Source organism: Alcaligenes sp. SJTW-7, assembly GCF_047716895.1.
GTDB lineage: Bacteria > Pseudomonadota > Gammaproteobacteria > Burkholderiales > Burkholderiaceae_B > Alcaligenes > Alcaligenes ammonioxydans.
Map to the genome: position 1 here is coordinate 146,477 of NZ_CP136682.1, position 23,715 is coordinate 170,191.

17 protein-coding genes are annotated in these 23,715 nt (G+C 59.7%); 5 read left to right on the top strand and 12 right to left on the bottom strand.

Translation table 11 applies throughout. From position 1 onward, the window contains the following. Window positions 1–5 precede the first annotated feature (5 nt). Window positions 6–2,543 (top strand): GDYXXLXY domain-containing protein, encoded by a 2,538-nt coding sequence (locus RSQ48_RS00635; protein ID WP_131071144.1) that lies wholly within the window; start codon window positions 6–8, stop codon window positions 2,541–2,543. 254 nt (window positions 2,544–2,797) lie between these two features. On the opposite strand, the gene RSQ48_RS00640 is transcribed toward RSQ48_RS00635, so the two are convergent. The 8 genes from RSQ48_RS00640 to RSQ48_RS00675 all read right to left on the bottom strand — a co-directional run bounded on the left by RSQ48_RS00640 (window position 2,798) and on the right by RSQ48_RS00675 (window position 12,924). Continuing rightward, entirely contained in the window at window positions 2,798–3,256 is a 459-nt protein-coding gene (locus RSQ48_RS00640) for a DUF494 family protein (RefSeq protein WP_003800559.1), read from the bottom strand. Window positions 3,257–3,489: 233 nt separating this feature from the next. Beyond that, window positions 3,490–4,398: a tRNA glutamyl-Q(34) synthetase GluQRS gene (gluQRS, locus tag RSQ48_RS00645; RefSeq protein ID WP_415302039.1), complete on the bottom strand. Its 909-nt coding sequence runs from the start codon at window positions 4,396–4,398 to the stop codon at window positions 3,490–3,492. A gap of 111 nt (window positions 4,399–4,509) precedes the next feature. After that, on the bottom strand, window positions 4,510–6,522 hold the full coding sequence (locus RSQ48_RS00650) for an acetyl/propionyl/methylcrotonyl-CoA carboxylase subunit alpha (RefSeq protein WP_415302040.1): 2,013 nt from the start codon (window positions 6,520–6,522) through the stop codon (window positions 4,510–4,512). A 14-nt stretch (window positions 6,523–6,536) separates the two neighbouring features. Then, window positions 6,537–8,144, bottom strand: a complete 1,608-nt coding sequence (locus tag RSQ48_RS00655) for a carboxyl transferase domain-containing protein (protein WP_003800553.1) — start codon at window positions 8,142–8,144, stop codon at window positions 6,537–6,539. A 72-nt stretch (window positions 8,145–8,216) separates the two neighbouring features. Further along, window positions 8,217–9,398: an acetyl-CoA C-acyltransferase gene (locus RSQ48_RS00660; RefSeq protein WP_003800551.1), complete on the bottom strand. Its 1,182-nt coding sequence runs from the start codon at window positions 9,396–9,398 to the stop codon at window positions 8,217–8,219. Beyond that, the gene (aceK, locus tag RSQ48_RS00665) at window positions 9,391–11,202 is read right to left on the bottom strand and encodes a bifunctional isocitrate dehydrogenase kinase/phosphatase (RefSeq protein ID WP_230406346.1); all 1,812 of its coding nucleotides are present in this window, start codon (window positions 11,200–11,202) and stop codon (window positions 9,391–9,393) included. Before aceK ends, RSQ48_RS00660 begins: the two co-directional genes overlap by 8 nt. Window positions 11,203–11,271: 69 nt before the next feature. Further along, the gene (locus RSQ48_RS00670; RefSeq protein ID WP_415302041.1) at window positions 11,272–12,450 is read right to left on the bottom strand and encodes an isovaleryl-CoA dehydrogenase; all 1,179 of its coding nucleotides are present in this window, start codon (window positions 12,448–12,450) and stop codon (window positions 11,272–11,274) included. Between the two features lie 81 nt (window positions 12,451–12,531). Then, on the bottom strand, window positions 12,532–12,924 hold the full coding sequence (locus RSQ48_RS00675; protein ID WP_003800546.1) for a MerR family transcriptional regulator: 393 nt from the start codon (window positions 12,922–12,924) through the stop codon (window positions 12,532–12,534). A 150-nt stretch (window positions 12,925–13,074) separates the two neighbouring features. Between RSQ48_RS00675 and RSQ48_RS00680 the strand changes: the two genes are divergently transcribed. Together RSQ48_RS00680 and metC are read left to right on the top strand one after the other, a co-directional pair. Then, window positions 13,075–14,151, top strand: coding sequence for an MBL fold metallo-hydrolase (locus RSQ48_RS00680; protein WP_059318446.1), 1,077 nt, complete (start codon window positions 13,075–13,077; stop codon window positions 14,149–14,151). Window positions 14,152–14,265: 114 nt separating this feature from the next. Beyond that, window positions 14,266–15,462, top strand: coding sequence for a cystathionine beta-lyase (gene metC / locus RSQ48_RS00685; RefSeq protein WP_415302042.1), 1,197 nt, complete (start codon window positions 14,266–14,268; stop codon window positions 15,460–15,462). Between the two features lie 224 nt (window positions 15,463–15,686). On the opposite strand, the gene RSQ48_RS00690 is transcribed toward metC, so the two are convergent. The 4 genes from RSQ48_RS00690 to RSQ48_RS00705 all read right to left on the bottom strand — a co-directional run bounded on the left by RSQ48_RS00690 (window position 15,687) and on the right by RSQ48_RS00705 (window position 22,579). Next, on the bottom strand, window positions 15,687–16,328 hold the full coding sequence (locus tag RSQ48_RS00690; protein WP_003800541.1) for a thiol:disulfide interchange protein DsbA/DsbL: 642 nt from the start codon (window positions 16,326–16,328) through the stop codon (window positions 15,687–15,689). 89 nt (window positions 16,329–16,417) lie between these two features. Next, entirely contained in the window at window positions 16,418–17,161 is a 744-nt protein-coding gene (locus RSQ48_RS00695; RefSeq protein WP_003800538.1) for an SPOR domain-containing protein, read from the bottom strand. 14 nt (window positions 17,162–17,175) lie between these two features. After that, window positions 17,176–18,861 carry an arginine--tRNA ligase gene (argS, locus tag RSQ48_RS00700; protein ID WP_240209182.1) on the bottom strand — a complete coding sequence of 562 codons (1,686 nt, stop codon included), beginning with the start codon at window positions 18,859–18,861 and terminating at the stop codon, window positions 17,176–17,178. Between the two features lie 130 nt (window positions 18,862–18,991). Then, a complete protein-coding gene (locus RSQ48_RS00705; RefSeq protein ID WP_415302043.1) occupies window positions 18,992–22,579 on the bottom strand; it encodes a phospholipase effector Tle1 domain-containing protein in 3,588 nt (1,195 codons plus the stop codon). A gap of 97 nt (window positions 22,580–22,676) precedes the next feature. Here RSQ48_RS00705 and RSQ48_RS00710 point away from each other — a divergent pair, with 97 nt between their 5' ends. Together RSQ48_RS00710 and RSQ48_RS00715 are read left to right on the top strand one after the other, a co-directional pair. Continuing rightward, on the top strand, window positions 22,677–23,024 hold the full coding sequence (locus tag RSQ48_RS00710) for a DUF1840 domain-containing protein (protein WP_003800531.1): 348 nt from the start codon (window positions 22,677–22,679) through the stop codon (window positions 23,022–23,024). An 85-nt stretch (window positions 23,025–23,109) separates the two neighbouring features. Beyond that, the gene (locus RSQ48_RS00715; RefSeq protein WP_003800530.1) at window positions 23,110–23,430 is read left to right on the top strand and encodes a hypothetical protein; all 321 of its coding nucleotides are present in this window, start codon (window positions 23,110–23,112) and stop codon (window positions 23,428–23,430) included. Window positions 23,431–23,715: the final 285 nt, after the last annotated feature.

Consider the following 23,715-nt stretch of genomic DNA (forward strand, 5'->3'; position numbering starts at 1 on the left):
GGCGAGTGTTTCTCACAAAACTCGCCTGGGGCCTGGCTGTTTTGCTGCTCGCCAGCGGACTGGTGACCTGGGTGGCGGCCCATTGGGACGACTGGGGAAATGGTGCCAAATTTGCCCTGGCCCAAGGCGCGGTGCTGGTTTCTGCCGGGCTGGCCTGGCTGTTTCGCCGACGCGCCGGTGGCTGGGGTCATGATCTGGGCGTGCCCGCTGCCCTGACGGGCTTGGCCGCCGTAGCTACGGGCGGCTTGCTGGCGCTGATCGGCCAGACTTATCAGACTGGCGCAGACCCCTGGCAGCTTTTCGCATTGTGGACTGTGCTGATCATACCTTGGGTATTGGCCGTGCGCAGTGTCTTTCTGTCAGTGCTGTTCGTGGTGCTTCTCAATACCGCCCTGTACTTATGGATTGATGTCGCCCGCCTGGACTGGTTCGGTCGGGGGAGCACGACACAGACCTTGCTGGCGCTGGCAGTTAACGCGCTTTTATTGCTGGCAGCCGAGACGATCTGGCGTGCCCGACGTGATCCGTGGCGTATCTTGCCGCGAGTCGCTGGCATTGCCGTGGGTTTTTTCATGGGCATGCAGGTTCTGGAGGGCGATTTCCTGCTGGGACTGATCCTGTTTCTGGCGCTCTACGCTATTTACCATTACCGGCGCCCGGACTTGTTGATCATGTCACTGGCATCGTTCGGCGCGTATGGTGCGTTGAGCATGTTGATTATCGAATATGCCGGGAACGCCTTTTTGTTGATCGTGGTGGTGATTGTGGGCCTGGGTCTGGGCTTGCTGCGTTTCTTGCAGCAACAGGTCATCCATTGGCGGCGCACGCAAGGATCGGTTTGGGCAGCGGACGCTGCGCATGCTGCAAGCACGGTCGCGGGAACGACGGAGACGCGGGTTAAGGCAGCGTTGGGCGTTCAAGCAGATGCTGGTTTGCCGGCTCACGACACGGCTCAGGCTGACTCCATCGCGCTTCAGGATACGGACGAGCACCACCCTTGGTATCTGCGCCTGATCAAGCTGTTTCTTTATTTGCTCTTGCCGCTGCTTGTCCTGCTTTACCTGGCGATTTCTCTGGATCTGAGTCTGGAGGCTCTGGGTGTTCTGGGTGGCATCATGGCCCTGGCTTCGCCCGCGCTTTTTGCCAAGGCTCATACGGTACAGAGTCGGGATCTGGTGGGCGGCTGGGTGGCGTGTGCGCTGCTTTTGCTCAGCGTACCCATTGTCGAGGCGCGCTATCCCTGGCCGCCCGAGATCAGTGCCTTGTTGGCGCTTGTGATCAGCACGGTGTTGTACAGGTTGGCCAAGGGCCAGTTTGTATTGCGCATGCTGCTGGTGCTCTGGGCCTTGGCGGCCATCGAGTTCCTGGTGGTTGAGCGCCTGTTTGAGCGCTGGACGACGCTGCCTTATTGGGTATTGGAGCTGCCTGCTGCCTTGATGTTCTTTGGCGCACTGTTGCTTGGTCACTTCCAGTTGCGTGGTGAACGCAAGCCCCACTTCTGGCTGCCCCTGTTCTGGTCCTTGCTGCTGGTGTCCCAGCTTCATCTGGCCTCGGCCGGCGCACTGTTTTATTCCATGCCCTTTTGGGGCGAGTCGCGGCCTTATCTGACCGCGACCGGTTTCCTGCTGGCGATGGCGCCCGTTGCCATCCTGGCATTCTATTGGCGCGCCTGGCGTGAGCAAACGCGGGTCTTTGGCATCGCTTTGCTGGGCGTGGCGGCTTTGTGTGCGGTCTGGACACCCTACCCGCCGCTTGCCCTGGCCCTGAGCTGGATTCTGGTGGCGTATGCCTGGCGCTACCTGAGTCTGCTGGCCGTGGCCGTTGTGATGGGCCTGTTTTGTCTGTGGCGCCTGTATTACATCCTGAACATCAGCTTGTTGGATAAGGCCGAGCTATTGCTGGCCACGGGCTTGGGCTGCGTGGTGTTTGCCTATCTGGGGCAGTTAAGTCGCAAGCCGGCCGGAGTGGGTACCGTGCTTCAGGCTCCTCCCAAAGGCGTGGTGGTCAGCGTGCTGTTGGGGACGGTGCTGGTGCTGGGCGTGGCAAACGTGGCGATTGTGCAAAAGGAACGGATTTTGCGCGATGGTCAGACGGTATTGCTGGAGCTGGCTCCCGTGGACCCGCGCTCCTTGATGCAGGGTGATTACATGTCCCTGAACTTCGCCCTGTCACAAAGCCTGTCAGCTCTTTCCTGGAGTTTGCCCAAAGCGGCACAGGCCAAAATGGATGCCCAGCAGTGGGTTCTGGTGGGGGTACAGCTCGATGAGCACAAGGTGGCTCAACTCAAAGGGGTGTATCTGGATCTGGATGGTCAGGAACGTCTGTGGAATGACGCTGGGCCGGTGGCTGAGCCAGATGAGGTGATGCGCTTGCGCATGCGGCGTCACCGCAATAACTGGACGCCGGGTACCGATGCCTGGTTCTTTGCAGAAGGTTCGGCAGATCGCTTTGATGCAGCCCGCTATGGCGAATTTGCGGTGGTCGAAGATGGCCAGAGCCTGTTGCGTGCAATGCTGGACAAGGACAGGCAGGCTATTCAATAAGTCCGGGCTTATCGGTCGCACGCATGAAGCGGTAGTCGGATTGCCTTTCATCAAGACAATCCGACGTGCCATCAGTCCTTGCATCGGGCTTTTATAGCGACGCTCAAGCCGATGCCCTCGAAGACAGCAAGAACCATCAAAAAGGCCCGAATCCGATCTGGGATCGAATTCGGGCCTGCGTTCTTGAGATGAAGGAAAGGCCTCTTTTGATGGGGGCCGTTGCGACAAATAAAAACGAGTTCCTGTGTATTCGCTTAATGGGACTGACGGGTGGAGTCGTCGCTGAGCAGCTCTTCAAAGATCAGATGATCGATTTCGGCTTCGTGGCTCCACAAAACCATCAGGGCGACAATTTTTATTTTGTCCAAAGAGACCGGGCTTTCATCCACCGCCATAGCGCTTTCAATCAGAATTTCGCGCAGGTGGGCGGTCAGGGCGCCGGAATTTTGCAAAAAGGTGATGAAACCCATGGCGTCAGCGCCCAGCACATGTTGTTCGTGCTCGGAAAAAATACGCTGACTGTTGGGGCTGAGTTGAGCGGTAGGCTGACACTGTTGCGAGGTCTCGCCCAGTGCATGTAGCCAGCCCAGTGCGTCGTTGATGTCCTCGTCTTCAAAGCCAATAGCCGCCAGCTTGTGGGCCAGAACCTCCGCCTTGGGACAGGACTGGGGGTTGTAATACGTCTCGAATAGATAAACCAGGATATCAAACATGGATATAAGGTTGCCGTCCTAAGTGATTAAAAAAACTGCGTGATTTCGGTAACCAGTGACCAAACTTTACGCTGATTTGCGGTAGGGGGCAAATGGGGTGTTCAGGGCTTGGGTGGGTTCTGCCGTGAGCAGCAAGGCCGTTTTTTACCGGGTTTTGCTCTGGCAGACGCCCTGTGCGACAGGGCGTCTTCATGATTGAAACATAAATCGATTGTTAGGGTAGAAACTGTCGTTTATTTGAAACCTTGACGCTTGTCCGGCAGCGGGAAACGCTGTGCCCAGGCACGGGTAGCCTGGCTCCAGAATGCGTCCAGCGTGCTAGCCGCAACAGGTGCAAAGCCCAGAAAGGCCCAGACCCGTTGCAGTGTCTCCAAGGGGTGCTCCAGATCGAAGGCCGGGGCATGGTTCTGTTTGGAGAGCTTGCGGCCTTGGCTGTCGCAGGCCAGCGGCACATGCAAGGTGCGCGGGACAGGCAGTCCCAGCATGCCTTGCAGAACGCGCTGGCGTGCCGTGGAACTTAACAGATCTGCACCTCGTACCACATCGGTGATCTGGCTGTCTGCATCATCAATGACCACTACAAACTGATAGGCCCAGAGCTTGTCGGCGCGTTTAATAATGTAGTCCCCGACTTCTTGGGCGACATCTTGCTGCTGCGGCCCGGCCCAGCGATCGGTGAAGCTCTCCACCCCTTTGGGGACGCGCAGCCGCCAGGCGCGGATGCTGCGGCCTGCGGCAATGCCATGTCGGCAGGTGCCTGCATAGGGATGGTCCGTGGCTTCCGGGCTGACAGGGAGGGAGGCGGCCAGAATTTCCTGGCGTGTGCAGGCACAGCCGTAAACCAGATTCTGCTCGCGCAGGCTGTCGAACACCTCCTGATAACGGGCCAGACGCTGACTTTGCCAAACCACCTCGCCGTCCCAGTGCATGCCCAGGCCTTGCAATTGCTGCATGATGAGCTGGTCTGCCCCTTTCACAACGCGTGGCGTGTCTATATCTTCAATGCGCAATAACCAACGCCCGCTCTGGGCGCGTGCATCCAGGTAGCTGGCCATGGCGGCAACCAGCGAACCCTCGTGCAAGGGACCACTGGGACTAGGCGCAAAGCGACCACAGTAAGGGGTAAGGGGCTGGGCGGTCATGAGTTGTTCTTAACGGCAAGAGCCCCTGGACGGGGGCTCTTGTTAGTGCGACTTTACGCCTATTTTTCGGGCCCGGCAATCCGTCTTGCTCGGGCCTAACGGGGATGGTTTTCAGCTCTCCATCGTGACCAGCTCCGCCCCTTCGGCGACCTGATCGCCCACGGCAAAGAACAGTTCGGCCACGATGCCATCAGCGGGTGCCTGAATGGAGTGCTCCATTTTCATGGCTTCCATGACCAGCAGCACATCGCCTTGCTTGACGCTGTCGCCAGCGCCCACATTCAGGGCAATGATTTTGCCCGGCATGGGGGCAGTCAGGCGTCCGCCGTGCGCTTCCTGGCTGCTGGTGCCGGCGTTGGCCAGGGTATCGACCACGCTCAAGGTCCAGTCCGAACCCTCCTGGGCCACTTGCAGATGCTCGCCATCGCGCAGCACCTGGGCGCGATATTCGGTCTGACCCAGCCACAAGCGCAGCGTCAGGGTATCAGCCAGATCGGCGGCTTGGGCAGCCTGCCAGCGCAAGGCATGCTGTTCGTCGCCCAGTGTGATCTGCCACTGGCTTTCACGACGCTGCAGCAGGATTTCATGCGCTTGCTCGCCCCGTTGCACATGGACCTTCTGGTCGTAATCGCCGCTCAGGCGCCAGCCGTCATGGACGCCCCAGGGGTCCGGGTTGGTGGACGGTGCGCCCATGCCCTGGTGCGTCAGCACCGCGCAGGCGGCGAAAGCCAGCACCGAAGCCGGCACATCCTGATCGCGGGGGAACAGCGCATCGTGACGGCGTGGAATCAGGCCGGTGTCCAGATCGGCCTGGGCAAAGGCTTCATCGCCCAGCAGACGTTGCAGGAAGGTCTTGTTGGTGTGTACACCCGCCACCTGAGTGTCAGCCAGCGTGCGAATCAGGCGACGACGTGCTTGCTCGCGGTCCGCACCATGGGTGATGACCTTGGCAATCATGGGGTCGTAGAACGGGCTGATGACGCTACCCTCACGCACGCCACTGTCGATACGGACCTCACCGCAGGTGAAGGAGGCATGGGCAGGGTATCGCAGGCTGCGCAGCGTACCGATGGAAGGCAGGAAATCCTTATCGGGGTTTTCGGCGTAAATCCGCACTTCGATGGCATGTCCATGGATGCTCAGCGCGTCTTGTTTGGCCGGCAAAGGCTGGCCATCGGCCACGCGCAATTGCCATTCCACCAGATCGTGGCCCGTAATCAGTTCGGTGACGGGGTGTTCCACCTGCAGGCGGGTGTTCATTTCCATGAAGTAAAAACGTCCGTCCTGCTCGGCAATGAACTCCACGGTGCCAGCACCGACGTAGTTCACGGCGCGGGCTGCCGCAATAGCGGCCTCCCCCATGGCCTGACGACGTTCGGGCGTCATGCCGGGAGCGGGGGCTTCTTCAATCACTTTCTGGTGACGGCGCTGCACCGAGCAATCGCGCTCGAATAGATACACGTACTCGCCGTGCTGGTCACCAAAGACCTGGATTTCGATGTGGCGTGGCTTGGTGATGTAGCGTTCAATCAGCACGCGGTCGTCGCTAAAGCTGCTGGCGGCTTCGCGCTGGCAAGAGCGCAAGGCCTCCAGGAATGCGCCGGATTCTTCCACAATACGCATGCCTTTGCCGCCACCACCGGCACTGGCCTTGATCAGCACGGGGTAGCCGATATTGTCGGCTTGCTGGTGCAGGAAGTCGGGGTCCTGGTTGTCGCCGTGGTAACCGGGCACCAAAGGCACACCGGCTTTTTCCATCAAGGATTTGGCGGCGGATTTGCTGCCCATGGCGGCAATCGCCTGGGCGGGCGGCCCTACAAAAATAATGCCGGCTTGTTCACAAGCGCGAGCAAAATGCTCGTTCTCGGACAGAAAACCATAGCCAGGGTGGATGGCATTCGCGCCAGTGGCGCGGGCGGCTTCCAGAATGGCGTCGATCTTCAAATAACTGTCGCGTGGCTCGGGGCCACCGATGCGCACAGCTTGATCACAAGCACGGACGTGCTGGGCGTCGGCGTCCGCGTCGGAGTAAACCGCAACGGTACGCAGCCCCAGGCGGCGGGCAGTGGCGGCCACCCGGCAGGCAATTTCACCGCGATTGGCTATCAGCAGGGTCTGAAACACAGTGTCTCCTTGTCTTACATGCGGAACACGCCAAAGCGGGTGTCTTCAATAGGGGCGTTCAAGGCGGCGGACAGGCCCAGGGCCAGAACGCGCCGGGTATCCGAGGGTTGGATGATGCCGTCATCCCATAGACGCGCCGTGGCGTAGTAGGGATGGCCTTCATGTTCGTACTGGGCGCGGATCGGGGCCTTGAACGCCTCTTCTTCCTCGGCGCTCCAGGTCTGGCCACGAGCTTCCAGTCCATCACGGCGCACGGTAGCCAGTACGCTGGCAGCCTGCTCACCACCCATGACCGAGATACGGGCATTGGGCCAGAGAAACAGCAGGCGCGGGCTGAAGGCACGGCCACACATGCCGTAGTTACCGGCACCGAAAGAGCCGCCCAGAATCACGGTGAACTTGGGTACGGCAGCCGTGGATACGGCGGTGACCAGTTTGGCGCCGTGGCGGGCAATCCCTTCGTTTTCGTACTTGCGGCCCACCATGAAGCCGGTAATGTTCTGCAGGAACACCAAAGGTGTCTTGCGCTGGCAGCACAGTTCAATGAAGTGGGCGCCTTTCTGGGCCGCCTCCGAGAACAGAATGCCGTTGTTGGCGATGATGCCCACGGGCATGCCGTGGATATGGGCAAAGCCGGTCACCAGCGTGGTGCCAAAGCGGGCTTTGAATTCATCAAAGTCCGAGTCATCCACAATGCGGGCGATCACTTCGCGCACATCGTAGGGCTTGCGGGTATCGGCGGGGATGATGCCGTTCAGCTCTTGCGGGTCGTAGCGCGGTTCGCGCACTTCTTTCAGCGGCCAGGGTAGTTTTTTCTCGCGGTTCAGGCGGCCGACACAGCGGCGTGCCAGTTCCAGCGCATGCAGATCGTTCTCGGCCAGATGGTCGGCCACGCCGGACAGACGGGTGTGCACATCGCCACCACCCAGGTCTTCGGCGCTGACTTCTTCACCGGTTGCGGCTTTGACCAGTGGCGGCCCACCCAGGAAGATGGTGCCCTGGTCGCGCACGATGATGGACTCATCGCTCATGGCCGGCACGTAGGCACCGCCAGCGGTACATGAACCCATCACGACAGCAATCTGCGCAATGCCCTGGGCCGACATATTGGCCTGGTTGTAGAAGATGCGGCCAAAGTGGTCCCGATCCGGGAATACGTCTTCCTGATTGGGCAGGTTGGCCCCGCCCGAGTCCACCAGATATACGCAAGGCAGATTGTTCTGTTGGGCAATTTCCTGGGCACGCAAATGCTTCTTCACAGTCAGCGGATAGTAGGTCCCGCCCTTGACCGTAGCGTCGTTGCAGACCACCACGCATTCAATGCCGGCAATGCGGCCAATGCCCGTGATGATGCCCGCGCCAGGAGACTCGTTGTTATAGACATCCTGGGCAGCCAGAGGCGAGAGCTCCAGAAAAGGCGTACCGGGATCAAGCAGACGTTCGACGCGTTCGCGCGGCAGCAGCTTGCCGCGTCCCACATGGCGTTGCCGGGCGGATTCGGACCCACCCAAGGCGGTTTTCTGTAGCTTTTGGCGCAGATCAAGGATCAGGGCCTGCATGATCGAGGCGTTGTCCTGAAAGTCTTGGGAACGCGGATTGATGCGGGATTCAATAACTGACATGGCGTGCCTGGAAAGAGAACAGAGAAAAGCCCATAAAATCAGCCGGGCCGCAGCCCGGCTGATGAGCTTGCTTTAGACCAGCTCGACGGCCAGCGCGACGGCTTCGCCGCCGCCAATGCACAGCGAGGCAATGCCGCGCTTGCCGCCTGTTTTACGCAGGGCGCCAATCAGGGTGGCCAGCAGGCGCGCACCCGATGCCCCGATGGGGTGACCCAGGGCCGTGGCGCCACCGTGGATATTGACCTTGTCGTGCGGGATGTTCAGCTCTTTCATGGCGGCCATGGTGACCACGGCAAAGGCTTCGTTGATCTCGAACAGATCTACATCAGCCACGCTCCAGCCGGTTTTATCCAGCAGCTTCTGGATGGCGGCTACGGGTGCAGTCGTGAACCAGGCGGGCTCCTGAGCGTGCTGGGTGTGAGCCACAATACGCGCCAGTGGCGTGGCGCCCAGTTCCTTGGCTTTCTCTTCGGTGGTGATCACCATGGCGGCGGCACCGTCCGAAATGGACGAGGCGTTGGCCGCGGTAATCGTGCCATCTTTTTTGAAGGCGGGACGCAGCGTGGGGATCTTTTCGGGCATGGCTTTGGTGGGGGCCTCGTCCTTGGCAATGACTACATCGCCTTTGCGGCCCGCAATCGTTACCGGAGCGATTTCCCAGTCAAAACTGCCGTCTTCGCTGGCCTGACGAGCGCGGCGCAGCGATTCCAGTGCATAGGCATCCTGCTCTTCGCGGCTGAACTCGTACTTGCTGGCGCAGTCTTCCGCAAACACACCCATGGCGGTACCACGGCTGTACGCGTCTTCCAGTCCATCCATGGCCATATGGTCATACACGGTGGAATGGCCGTAGCGGTAGCCCTGGCGGCCCTTGAGCAGCAGATAAGGGGCATTGCTCATGCTTTCCTGGCCCCCAGCCACGACGACGTCCACGCTGCCAGCCTTGAGCAGGTCGTGGGCAAACATGGCCGCTTTCAGGCCGGAACCGCAAACCTTGTGGATGGTGGTGCAAGCCACGCCCTGGGGCAGACCGGCCCCCAGGGCCGCCTGGCGCGCAGGGGCCTGGCCCTGACCAGCTTGCAGCACGTTACCCATGATCACTTCGTCGATCTGGTCGGCCTGGATGCCCGAGCGCTCCACGGCCGCCTTGATGGCGACCGCGCCCAGTTCGTGAGCGGCCAGATCGGACAGACTACCCATCATGCCGCCCATCGGGGTGCGGGCGATCGAGACGATGACAACGGAATTAGTCATGAAAGACTCCTGGTTGCAAAGAGGAGACCGGTGCGCGCTTGGCAAACTCGTGCAGCTGCCGATCTTTGTTATACGGAAAAATATTTTCGATCCGACCTTGCGTTACCCGCAAGCGACATTGAGACCACCATTCAGGCTCCAGCAATTCTGCATGGTGGGCCATGAAGGCTTTGCGAATGCGTGGGTCGGTCAATAGAAAGTAGCCGAATTCTTCGGGAAATACATCGTTTGGGCCAATCGGATACCAAGGTTCGCTCGCCATTTCGGCTTCTTCGTTCGGTGCGGGCGGAATGGCGCGGAAATTCATCTCGCGCATATGCTGGATTTCGTCGTAGTCATAAAAGACGACGCGGCCCAGACGGGTCACCCCAAAGTTCTTGAACAACATGTCGCCGGGGAAAATGTCGGCGGCCGCCAGCTCGCGGATTGCCTTGCCGTACTGGTCGACAGCGGCGTTCAGGGCGGGATCGCTGGCCTTGTTCAGGTACAGGTTCAGGGGAGTCATGCGCCGTTCGATATAGACGTGGCGCAGCAAGATGGTGTCTTCGGACTCTTCCAGCAGGCTGGGCACTTCGCGCCGCAACTCTTCCAGCAAGGCTTGTGAAAAGCGGGCCTTGGGCAAGGCAACCTGCGCGTAATCCCAGGTGTCAGCCATGCGCCCGACACGATCATGCTTTTTGACCAGCTGGTATTTGCTGCGCACCGTGGCATGATCCATGCCCTGCTTTTGAATGCGGTCGCGAATCAGCTTGAAGACATAAGGGTAAGACGGCAGCGTAAAGACGGTCATCACCATACCGGCAATACCGGGAGCCAGATCAAAGTGATCGTGCGAGTGCGACAGGTGGTGCAGAAAGTCGCGGTAGAACAGCGTCTTGCCCTGCTTTTGCAGACCGATGGCGGTATAAAGCTCGGCCTTGGGCTTGCGTGGCAGCAGGCTGGACAGGAAGTCCACATAGGCCGACGGGGCTTCCATATCGACCAGGAAGTAGGCGCGCGTAAAGCTGAACAGCGTGGACAGGTCGTCCGTGGTGTGCAGCAAGGCGTCGATGTACAAATGTCCGGAGGGGCGATGCAAAATGGCCAGCGAAAAAGGCAGCACTTCGCCTTGATTGATCAGGCGGCCCACCACATAGGCCCCCTTGTTGCGAAAGAACAGGGAGTTCAGCACCTGAATCTGGCAGTCTGAGCCAATGCGCGAACCATAGCCCCGTGGCAGACGGCGACACAGCTGACGCACCGCCATGCGAGCCAGCGTGCGCACATCGCGTGGCAGGTCGGCAAAGGGGGCGGCCAGACCGAAGTCGGCCAGCATACTGGTTAGACTGGCTTCCAGACCTTCTTCGGTGGGGTAATAGACCCGGTACGAAGGCAGCGCGCCGTCCAGATAATCCGTGGCAACGGCTGGGCGCACGAAAATGAATTCGTTGCGAAAGTAGTGCCGATGCAAGACGCGGCAGGAGACGGAGTTAAAGAACGTCTCGGCGCATTCCGGCTGTCGGTGACCCGAGAGCAGGCGTACAAACTCTGCCTTGGCCTGTAGCCACAATTGCTGCTGGGCCTCGTCCAGGTGGGCCGGTGCCGACGGTGTCGGTTGATGCAGACGCAGATTCTGGCTGAGCATGGCCGCGCACTCGCGCACTCGCGTGGCGTAATACTCGATACGCTCACGGGACAGTTGCTGGATGCCATGCCAGTCCCCCGATTCGTACAAGGACTTGGCGCGCTGGGCGCTATAGCGAAACAGCGCATAGTGGCGATTGAAACCATCCAGCATGGCCTGAGCGACCTGGGTCGCGGTCATCGCCGGTTTTTGAACCGGAGTGATGACCGTGGTTTCGCCAAAATCAGGGTTGGACATGCCTCTGCCTTTTTAGGCGGTTTCAGCGAACAGTTCGCGGCCAATCAGCATGCGGCGGATTTCACTGGTGCCCGCGCCGATCTCGTACAGCTTGGCATCGCGCCACAGGCGGCCTGTGGGGAATTCGTTGATGTAGCCGTTGCCGCCCAGAATCTGGATGCCTTCGCCGGCCATCCAGGTGGCTTTTTCAGCGCTGTACAGGATGGCGGCCGCGCAGTCTTTACGCACGGAGCGCACGTGAGCGGCGCCCAGACGATCCAGGTTCTTGCCCACGGCATAGCACAGGGCGCGGCTGGCTTGAAGGGTGGTGTACATATCGGCCACCTTGCCTTGAATCAGTTGAAATTCGCCAATGGCCTGGCCGAACTGCTTGCGGTCGTGGATGTAGGGAATGACGACGTCCATGACGGCTTGCATGATGCCCAGCGGGCCACCGGCCAGTACGGCGCGTTCGTAGTCCAGGCCGGACATCAGCACTTTGACGCCGCCATTGAGCTGGCCCAACACGTTTTCTTCAGGCACTTCACAGTCCTGGAACACCAGTTCGCCCGTGTGGCTGCCGCGCATGCCTAGTTTGTCCAGCTTCTGGGCGACGGAAAAACCGGCAAAATCCTTTTCGATCAGAAAGGCGGTAATGCCGCGTGCGCCGGCTTGCGGGTCCGTTTTGGCGTACACCACCAGGGTGTCAGCGTCCGGACCGTTGGTAATCCACATTTTGGAGCCATTGAGCACGTAGTGATCGCCTTTCTTTTCGGCGCGCAGCTTCATGCTGACCACGTCCGAACCAGCACCGGGCTCACTCATGGCCAGGGCACCGATATGCTCGCCGCTGATCAGTTTGGGCAGGTATTTCTGCTTCTGGGCTTCTGTCCCGTTGCGGTTGATCTGGTTCACACAGAGGTTGGAGTGCGCGCCGTAGGACAGGGCTACCGAGGCGCTGGCACGGGAGATTTCCTCCATCGCGATCATGTGGGCCAGATAACCCAGGTTCGCACCACCGTATTCTTCGCTGACGGTCATGCCCAGCAAACCCATCTCACCGAACTTCTTCCACAAGTGCATGGGGAACTGGTCATCGTGATCCAGTTGAGCCGCTAAGGGGGCAATTTCGGCCTGGGAGAAGTCGGCGACAGCGTCGCGCAGCATGTCCAGGTCGGAGCCAAGATCGAAATTCAGGCCGGGCAGGCTCATGAGACACTCCGTGGAAATAAATGGGTTGTAGAATCCTATTTATATTACGTTTACGTAAACGTCATATATATGGGTTTTCCCTTATCGGGATTCCTGCTTTAACTGTTCACTCATGGTGTGACAGATGTCGAGCTGATCCTGAATTTCCTGCAAGGTCTGATCCAGGTCCTGCCGCTGCCGCTCCAGGCGCAGGCGATGCTCGTTTAGCACTTCCTGATAATGCTTAAGCTGCGAAGCGGTGTCCATCGGGGATTCATACATATTGATCAGCCGCAGGATCTCCGATAACTGCAGTCCCAGCCGTTTGCCGCGCAGGGCCAGCTTCAGGCGGGCACGATCGCGGGGCTGATAAATGCGCTGGGTACCTTGGCGCAGCGGGCTCAAGATTCCTTGGTCTTCATAGAAACGCAGGGTTCGGGGCGTAATGCCGAACTCATGCGCCAGATCCGATATTGTCCAGGTTGTCGTTGTCATTTTTAGTGTGATTTACGTAAACGTAAACTATCATGCCATAGAGCCAGGGTGCGAACCAGGGTCTGTGAGGCTTCTTTTACGCTTAACAGGCCCTAGCCTTTTAGTATGGACAGCCCTTACGTCTTGCAAGAGCTATTCATTGGAGTGAGCATGAATCCTAACGAACAAAAATTGAATTATCCCTGGGCAGATACCCTGCCCCCACCGGGTGGCAGCCTGGAGGTCGCACCGGGGGTGCGATGGTTGCGCATGCCTTTGCCCTTTGCGCTGGATCACATCAATCTGTGGCTGTTGCGCGACCAGATCGAGGGTCGCGACGGTTGGACTATTGTGGATTGTGGTGTCGCCCGCCCTGAAGTGCGCGCGCTGTGGGAACAGGTTTTTCAGCATGAACTGGACGGTTTGCCTGTCCTGCGCGTGATCGTGACTCATATGCACCCTGACCACATTGGCTTGGCCGACTGGTTATGCCAGCGTTGGAATGCTCCTTTGTGGATCAGCATGACCGATTACGCCACGGCTCGCTTGTGGTCGGGTGCGGGTGGACGACAGACGGGTGCGGAAGCGGGCGGCCCGAATGGTGTGGCGGCAGAGGCGCATTTTGTCCGTCACGGTCTGCAAGATGAGAAAGCCCGTGAGCAGATTCGCAGCCGGGGCGATTACTACCCTTCGATGGTGCCTTCAGTGCCCGAGCGTTTTGTGCGCTTGATGGATGGTCAGCGTGTGGTGATCGCCGGTCGCCCCTGGCGTTTGATCGTGGGTTACGGCCATGCGCCCGAGCATATGTCCTTGTACTGCGAAGCGCTGAAGGTGCTGATCTCCGGTGACATGCTCTTGCCGCGTATCTCCACCAATATCAGCGTGTTCGATACCGAGCCATTTGCCAATCCTTTGCCCTTGTACCTGAATTCCTTGCTGTCTTATCAGGATCTGGCCGCGGATACCCTGGTGCTGCCCTCACATGGCAAACCTTTCCGTGGCATGCATGAGCGCATTCGTCAGCAGCAGGAACATCATGCCGAGCGACTGGAAGAGGTCCTGCAAGCGTGTGACCAGCCCTGTACGGCAGCCGACATCTTGCCGGTGCTGTTTCATCGCAAGCTCGATTCGCATCAGATGACTTTTGCCATGGGCGAGGCCATTGCTCACTTGCACGCCTTGTACTTTGACGGCCGTTTGTGTCGCCAGATGGGCGAGGACGGGGTGTACCGCTTCCAGCGCACATGAAGAACGAGTCCGCTCCTTAATAAGGACCGGCAATATAGTGATTGAAAGCAGGGGCGACCCGCTCTGTCGGCCTGTGGTAGCGTAGAGTTTTTCTTGCTACCGCCTGCCGACACTATGAGTTCTGATCTCGACCTGGACACCGCCCTGCAACATACTGGTCTGGCACCGTTCGATCCGCACACGGATGCGGCGCCGGTGGCCGTACCGATCATGCGTACCAGTACGGTGCGCTTTCGTAATCTGGATGCTTTGGACCGCGCTCAGGCTGACAAGGCCGATCCAGAAAAACGCTCGGTCACCTATGGGCGCTCGGGCATGGATACCCACGCCGCCCTGGAGCAGGTGTTCTGTCAGCTTGAGTCTGCCACCCAGGCCTTGCTGGCGCCCTCGGGCATGGCGGCCATTACCCTGGCTTTGCTGGCCTTGCTGGATTCGGGCGATCATGTGCTGATTGCGGACAGCGCCTATGGTCCGGTCCGCTATCTGGAAAAGACGGTGCTGCGTCGCATGGGCATACAGGCCACGTTCTGCGCGCCGACCCCTGAGGAAATGGAACGCCATCTGCAAGCCAACACCCGCATGGTGTACGTGGAATCGCCTGGTTCCCTGCTCATGCAGATGCTGGATATGCCCGCCTTGGCCGCGTTTGGACGCCAGCACAATTTGTTGCTGGTCACGGACAATACGTGGGGCTCGGGTTATATCTACCGTCCGCTGGCGTTGGGCTTTGATGTCTCCATCGTGGCGGGAACCAAGTATGTGGCAGGTCACTCCGACCTGATGCTGGGCGCGGTCATGTCGGCCGATCCGCAACTGAACAAGCGCTTGCACGACAACCATTATGCTCTGGGGTTTTCCATCAGTGCGGACGATGCCTGGCTGGCCTTGCGGGGCGCGCGCACCCTGCCCATCCGCATGCGTGAAAGTGCTGCCAATGCGCTGGCCGTGTGCCAGTTTCTTGACAGTCGTCCTGAAGTCACTCGGATCTATCACCCTGCCTGGCCTCACGACCCCGGCCATGCTTTGTGGCAGCGAGACTGTACGGGCTCCAACGGGATGTTGTCGGTCCAACTGGCACTGAACCCTGTGCAGGCGCGTGTGTTTGTGGATGCCCTGACATTGTTCGGTATCGGCTTTTCCTGGGGCGGCTTTGAAAGTCTGGTGCAACTGGTGGATACGGCATTCCTGAGCGGCCACACGTACTGGGAACACAGTCAGGACAGTTTGGTGCGTTTGCATATTGGGCTGGAGTCGCCCAAGGATTTGTGCGCGGATCTGACGCAGGCTTTTGAGCAGGCCGCGCAGGGTTGAGGCTAGCTGACACGGGATAAAGCAGACAGGCGCGCCCGCTGGGTGGGACGTTGCGTGCATGGGGCGGCCGACTTGTCGGACAAGTGGCGGTCAGCGCCGTGGCGGCTTATGGACGCGGTATGGCCAGACCCGCGGTCACAGCGATAAAAACGGCAACGGCCCTCAAGATCGGAATGTATTCCGTCTTGAGGGCCGTTGCTGCTATGGCGTGCCCAGCGTGCTGATTAGCGGCTGGTGACCATTTTCACCAGCTCCTGGGCCTTGGTGATGCTTTCGTCGTAGCCATTGGCCAAGGAAGGCGACGTCACGAATTTGCCCCCCACAGCCAGGCTAGGTGTGCCCTGAATCTGGTAGGTATTGGACAGTTCATTGGCTTTGTTGGCCTTGGTCTGGACGCCAAAGGAGTTGAAGGTCTGCTCGAAGCGATCCTTGTCCACACCTTGCTTGGCCACCCAGGCCGAGATGGTTTTGGCATCGAAGATGCGTTCACGTTTTTGGTGAATCGCATCAAACACCTTGGGGTGCAGGTCCAGGCGGTCCATGGCCTCCAGGGTGTAGTAGAGCTTTTGCAGGTCGGTCATGCCGGCATTGAAGGCAACCGGCACACGGCGCAGCACGACATTGTCAGGCAGGGTCTTGGCCCAGGCTTCAACCTTGGGTTCGAGGATGGCGCAATGTGGGCAGCTGTAGGAGAAAAACTCCAGCACTTCGGTTTTGCCGACGCTGTCCGAGGGCTGAGCCGCAGGCAGGGTAACGTAGCCTTGGTTGGCTTGTTGAGCCAGCGCGCTGGTGGTGGGCAGCAAGCTTGCCCCGGCCAACAGACTGGCACCGACCAGGGATCGTACAAACAATGCGTTCAGCTTCATGAATCAATTTCCTTAAGGGGGAAGATGAGGTCTATGACCTGTGCAAGGGAGGAAAAGTTCACCTCGGGCCCGTTTTCATCGTTAAGGGCTCAGGGCCGTACGACGGAGGTGTCAATTTTTTCCTCGGCCAGCCGGCTGCGTGCCCGGTTCATTTCGTCTATGCCCTTGAAGGGCCCCAGGCGTACCCGGTTTACCGTCCCGCCATTGACCTGAGCACTTTGCACGGACGCATTAAAGCCCAGCATCAGCAGGCGGGCCTTCATGGCTTCTGCATCGGCTGTGTTGCGAAATGCGCCCGCCTGCAGGTAATAAGGGGTCGAGGTCGTGGCGGGCTTGGCGGCCGCAGGGGGGGCGGCCGGTGCTGGTGCGGCCGGTTTGCTGGCAGCCGGTGCCGGGGCGCTTGGCGCGGACGGTGTGACTGCCGGAGCGGCCACCGTTGGCGCCGGTGTCCGGCGTGCCTCAGGCTGGCCGGCAGACTCGGACCCTATGGAAGGCAAGGTCGCAATCAGGTCGCCCAAGGCATCGGGCGCAGCGGGTTTGGGCACATTGGGCAAATTGACGGGAGGCAGGGTCAAGCCGGGAATCGTGCCGCCCGGTGGCGGCGTCTGCCCGCTGGAGCTGCCATACAGATCCCGGTTCGGGTCCAGTAAATCCCGCCCTTCAGGCAAGGCAACGGTAGGTTTGTCCCGACTGGCCTTGTCGACAAAGGGCATGGGCACTTTGGTGACAAACAGGGCCACCGCCACTGCGGCGCCCAGGCCCAGAATCAGGCCAATCAGAATGCCGGTATACGTACCGCCGGAACTGCCGGATTTTTTTCGTGCTCTTGCCATATCTGCCTATGGGTTTACATACGTTCAGGTGCCGATACACCCAGCAGGTTCAGACCATTGCGGATGACCTGGGCGCAGGCCTGGGCCAGACGAAGGCGAGCCAGACGTAAGGCAGTGTCGTCTACCGACACGCGCTCGGCGTTGTACCAGGAGTGGAAGTCCGCGGCGCAGTCGCGCAGCCAGAACGCAATGTGATGAGGTGCCAGTTCGCGGGCGGACTGGGCCAGCACGGCGGGGTATTCGGACAGGCGTTGCAGCAAGGCAATCTCGGTGGGGGCGGTCAGGGGCGTGATGTCGGCCCCCGGTACCTGATCGAGCAGCTCTGCCGACTGGTTCAACACGGAGTTGATGCGGGCATGAGCGTACTGGATGTAATAGACCGGGTTTTCTTCGCTCTTGGACAAGGCCAGATCGATATCGAATACGAATTCGGAGTCGGCACGACGCTGGATCAGGAAGAAACGCACGGCATCCTGGCCCACCCATTCGATCAGATCACGCAAGGTGACGTAACTGCCGGCACGTTTGGAGATTTTCACTTCCTGGCCATTGCGCACGACTTTCACCATCTTGTGCAGAATATAGGCTGGAAATTCCTTGGGGATACCCAGTCCCAGCCCTTGCAGGCCGGCGCGCACCCGGGCGATGGTGCCATGATGGTCGGTGCCCTGGATATTGATTACGTGGTGAAAGCCGCGCTCCCATTTGGTCACGTGGTAGGCCACATCGGGGACGAAGTAGGTATAGCCGCCTTCGGACTTGCGCATTACGCGGTCTTTATCGTCCCCTGTCCCCAGTTCGGTGGTGCGCAGCCATAGCGCGCCGTCCAGCTCGTAGGTGTGACCGGCGTCGATCAGGGCCTGCACGGTTTTCTCAACCTTGCCGGAGGTGTACAGCGAGCTTTCCAGGTAGAAATTGTCAAACTTCAGACCAAAGGCTTGCAGGTCCAAGTCTTGCTCACGGCGCAAATAGGCCACAGCAAAGCGACGGATGTCTTCCAGATTGTCCAGATCACCGCTGGCCGTGACAGACTTGCCATCAGCGGCCTGAACCGTTGCACCAGCCTGGTAATCGCGGGCGATATCCAGAATGTAGTCACCCTTGTAGCCATCAGCGGGAAACTGCTCGCTGTCGGGTTCAATGCCCCGCGCACGGGCCTGTACGCTGGTGGTCAGATTGTCGATCTGGTTGCCAGCGTCGTTGTAGTAGAACTCCCGTGTCACGTCATAGCCTTGCGAGCTGAACACGCGACACAGTGAGTCGCCCAGGGCGGCTTGACGGGCATGACCGACGTGCAGGGGGCCGGTAGGATTGGCCGACACGAACTCCACCATCAGTTTTTCATGGGTGGGCGCGGCGTGACCGAAATGCTCACCCTGCTCGGCGATGGCGTGCAGGACTGCCTGATGGGTGGCGGTGGACAGACGGAAGTTGATAAAGCCTGGGCCAGCAATTTCCGCGCCAGCCAGCAAGGCGGCGGCGTTCGGATCGGCCATCAGGGTATCGACGATTTGCTGAGCCAGTTCGCGCGGGTTGCGCCCGGCCGGTTTGGCCAGTTGCATGGCAATATTGCAGGCGGCATCACCGTGCGCGGCCACTTTGGGGCGCTCTAGCGTAATGGTCGGCTCAGCCTGGGGCAAGATGGCACGGACGGCAGCCTGAAGGCAGGCGATTAATTGAGATTGTTGCTCAGCAAGCATAGGAAAGGTCTGGATTGGTAGAAAGACAACCGGGACGAGTTGGTCAGGCCCCGGATGGAAGGCGCGGCATCGGCCCGCCGGATAGCCCCACATGATAGCGTGATTTGACACCAAATTCTTTTCAAGAAGCCTAGCGCTCCCATCCCAGGTGGTTCTGTAACCACGTATCGTAAGCGTCCATGTCTACCCAGGCCACCTGATTGCCGCCGCGCACGCGCCAGTCATCAAAGCGCGTGAGCAGACGCTCCATGCTTTTGCGCACGTCCCGGCCCAGGGCAGGATGGGAGTCCTGATACAGCAGGTCCTGACCATGGCCATGGTAGTCAATGCGCCGGACACCATGCGTGGTCAGGCGCAGGCCGGGTGGCCGCATGTCTTGCACGATAGGGTGCCTGACCTGTAGATCCGTTTGAGGCAATTCGGCCAGCGTCAAACCGGCTGCCGTGGCTTGCCAATGCATCCAGGCCAGAGCCACTTTGTCCAGGTCGCTGACGGCGGTCCTGTCATCGGGCAGCACACCGCCGCCAATTTGGCTATGAGCACCGATAAAGGGCATCTCCACGGTGTTCATGGCCTGGGCCAGGCCGCTTAAGGGAAAGAGCAGTCGGTGCTCGTGCATGGCCACGGCATGGGCGACCCAGTTCCAGGCGTCCGACACACCCAGTCGATAGTGGGTGTTGCTCCAGCCCCCCAGCCCAAACTGCGCCACGGTATCAAAAAGGCCCAAAAATCGGGGGGTGATACAGGCCCGGATGGCACCGCGCTGCGGGTCATTCAAGACAAACCAGCCTTGATGGAGGTGATCCATAATGCGATTGGAAAAGTCGCGTGCCAGTGCAGCCCCGCGTGAAAAACCCAGCAGGTCTACCGGCTCAGCAACAGCCGCAGGCCCCCGCTCCTGCATGCGGTTCAGAAAGTGCTTCCATTGTGATTCCAGAATGCGACCCGCCCGCCAGGCAGTCAGCGCATCCAGATCGACAGTCAAAGGATTGCCGGGGCCGTCGCTGTAGTGCACGGCTCCATCCTGATACAACTGCGACAGTTTCCACACATTGCTAGTGGTGATGGGCGCCTGCCTTGTGCCATCAAACGCGAACAGCAGCAGGCCGGTGGGATCGATATGACGCAAGGGCTGCTGGTGGGCGTAGCCCACGGCCTGGCTCTGGGGCCAAGGCCCCAGCGGGTCCGCTTCCAGATAGTGGCCATGATCGGGCAAATAGGTCCGCAACAGGTTGTCATGCCAGCCTGTTGCGGACTCGGCATAGTGCCCTGGCAGGCGCAGATTGAATTCCAGGTCCTCCCGCAAAATCTCGGCTTGCCCCAAGGGGTTCAGGTCTGCGCCCCAGACCAGTTTGGCATGCTGATCGCTAATCAGCCGCACCGCTCCCATCAGATCGCCATGCAGGTAGTACAAGCGCCCTTGCCCGTCGGGCTGGTAAACAATCATGCCTACCGGTGTGAGGCCCGCGTACAGGTAGCGTCGGGATAGGCGCAGGCCAGGCGCGGCAGGCAAATCCAGCTCGGCCATCAACTGCTGGCCATGAAAGAAAAAGGCGCGTTCCTGATGACCTTGTTTGCGCCAGATACGTTGACCAAAGGCGTCATGCCGGTACTGAACCAGCGTGGCCTCGGCGGTATGTACACGCCGCAAGCGGCGGTTGGGGCCGTAGTCCAGGCGCATGGTGCCGACTGTGGTTGGGGTTCCGCTGGGCATGCGTCCAATCGGCGTAACGGCTTGCGGTGTGCGCGCCGCAAGTGAGCCGTCCGGGTTCCAGGCCAGCCATTGCGCCGGTTCTGTCGTGCCCTGCCGCAACGCGATCAAACGGCGTTGAGCGTCATAGTGCAGATTCCAGTGACGCGTGTGTTGCAGCAGCGGGTACTCATGACGCTCTTCCAGCACATTGCCTTGCTCATCCAGACGGCGGGCCTGGGTCCAGACCGCTTGGCCATCGGCCTGCAAAAGCATGGCATCCACCGTCTGCCCGGTGCTGTTCGCATGGCTGATCAAGTGCAGGCCGTTGCCCCAGGCGTAGCCGGTCTCCTGGGCGCGAATCACAGTTTGTGCCTGCCCGGATTGCCCGATCCATTGCAGCGATTGCAAACGTCCCTGCGCATCCCAGCGGTAGCGAAGTTGCCCTCCTTCGGGCAAGGTGTGGTGTGTGAGCCGGCCTTGCTTGTCGTACTCAAAGCGTTCGATCCAGATCTGGCCGGGGCTATGTGCCCGTTCCAGACGACGCTCCCTCAGCAGACCGGCGCGCAAAGTGAGCCATTGCGTTTCAGTGGGGTGACGAATGCGCAGCGCCCCCGGGCCCAGCCAGTCCAGTTCGCTGCGCTCCGTGTCCTGGCCTTGCCGGTGCTCAAGACGGCTTAATCGCCCCTGTTGATCGTATTGAATATCCAGCGAACCCTCTTGGGCGTAGTCAATACGCGTGAGCTTGCCACTCGCGTTCCAGTAGCGCATTTGACTGCCGTGCAGGCTGCTCGCCCACTGTGTTAAACGTCCTTTCTCATCCAGCCCCAGGCGCAGCATCCCCCATCCGCCCTGATCCTGCTCTAACTGTGACAGCGTTCCATTTGCACGACGCCGTGCCGACCACGGGCCGGCCTGCAGCCAGCGCCCCTGCGGGTCGTACTGCCAGTGCGTGCGATGGGTCGGGCAGGATTCGCACAAGCGGCTTTCCAGGGTTTGCAGTCGCCGTTGGCCTTGATAGTCGCGATAGTGGAAATGATGCTGCTCCGCGCCGATGAACCATTTACTGATGCCTGGCTCATGGGTGGCCGTCCATTCCTGCTCGAAAGCGTAGGAGATCAGGCGACGGATACGGCCCTGGGCGTCATACTCCCAATGCTGCATCTGGTGCGGGGCTTGTCCGGGCGCCTGCAGGCTGCTGCCTCCCAAGTCATGTCTCCCCGGCGTGGGATGGTAGAGGCGTTGCATGCCGTCGGGGCGGCTGACCTTGGCCAGCCAGATCTGCAGATCGCCTTGCTCCAGAAACCAGTGAAAGGGGCCGGCTGGCGTCTGAATATGGATGACGGTGGCACTTGATGTGGTGGGGGCCTGGATGGCTGTCTGGTTTTGCGCCCGCTCTGGTGACGAGTCCGGTTTCTGCGCCGGGGCTTGCCAGTCAAATACCAGTGTTTGTCCTAGATGGTTACGCACGGTCTGCACAGCGTGCGCCCGCGGATGGCTGGCCGTAAAGCGCTCTATATCCAGCCATTGCCGGCTGCCGATACGTACCTGGATCAACCAGCCCTGTTCATTAAAACGCAGGGCCAAGCCATTGGGGCCTTGCCAGAGCCAAGCGGCGCCTTGTGCCCGGGCCGGTGGGTATAAGCGGGTCTGTCGCCCATCGGGCATAAATAAGGCATGGCCTTGCTGCCGGATGCGCAGATCGTAGTTCAAGGCCCAGCCTGTTGAACCGAGTGTAGGCGTGGGATTGCGTCCCTGCCCGTTCCAGTGACGCTGTAGCTGGAGCAATGGCCATGCCTGGCTGAGGGGCAGATCGATATCGCTTTGTTGTTTGCGTCCGCCCAGCAGGTCTACCGGATTGAGCAAACCCATATCCGGCGCAGGCTCGGGCAGGTCCCCCAGGGCAGCCGCCGGTGCGCAGCGTGTGGGGGTCGGGGGCAAGGAGCATTCCAGTGAGCCGTGTGACCAGACCGGAGACGGCGCCAGGATCAAAAGCGGGATTAAGCAGTACAGCGCAGCGACAGGCATGAAGGACTCTCCAAGAGGGGGAAAATCCTGCTATCTTGCAGGGGTGTGTATCCTGAAAGTCGAATCGGAAACACAAAGATCCATAAGGAGAAACCGTATGCTAGTCGTCTTTAAAAGCAAAGCCGCCGCCGATGTTCTGATGTTCTCTGAACATGCCATGCCTATTCTCCGGGCCGCAGGGCGCTCCTATCCCGATGGTTTGCCCGAGCGTGGCGTCTTCACGCCCGAGCAGTTGTCCGAAGCCATTGGCAATATTGAGCGAGCGATCGGGCAAGACCGGGAAAACAAGCACTCGCCCCACGAGGACGAAGACGAGGACAAGGAGCATCCGATGTCCCAGGCCGTCAGTTTTGGCCAGCGGGCTTACCCCTTGCTCGATATGCTGCGTCAGGCCAACAACACGGGGGTTCCGGTAATGTGGGAGCCGGCAGACAGTTCCTGGTAGGGTCTGAAATGTCGGCCTGCCGACAATTTGGCAGGCCTTCTTTGCTTAAGCTCCACAGTTGATCCAATTTTTTCGGAGATCGTCTATGAGCGCTATGGTGCTTGTGATCTTTAGTCCTCGCCAGCACATAGAGCTGGTCACTCCAATACAAACCATCGATCCTGAAAGCGGCAAACAATCTCGTGATTGGTTTGATCGCACCTGGCAGGAACTGGGCTGTGAACCCATGCGGGCCAGCGGCAAAGTGCTGCTGCTCGATAAAATCATGGGTGTTGCCGATGCCCTGGGCTATACCTTGCTGACGCAAGACGAAGAACGCGCCCAGGAGTTTGCACGCCATTGTTTGCAAGCGGTCGGTTCCATGCAGGTCACCGTGGATTTGCCAGGTTTGGCGGTTACTTACTGATCAGGTTCAAGACAATGGAAGACCGGCTCCTTGGGGTCGGTTTTGTTATTCCTTTTTAGCGCGACTGGACAACTGAACGGGTGTTGAAAATTTTGAGCATGTTCGCCCAAAACCCTCCGTCGTGAACTTCCATCCCTCAGCAGGCGGAATATAGCCGATCGATGAGTGCAAACGTTTATGGTTGAACCAGGCAACCCCTCCCAAGCTCGCCAAGTTGCTGAACTGCCAGGCTGAATCTGCCGTCAGGCTCAGTCTTTCCACGAAAGGTCGCATTTTCACAAAAAG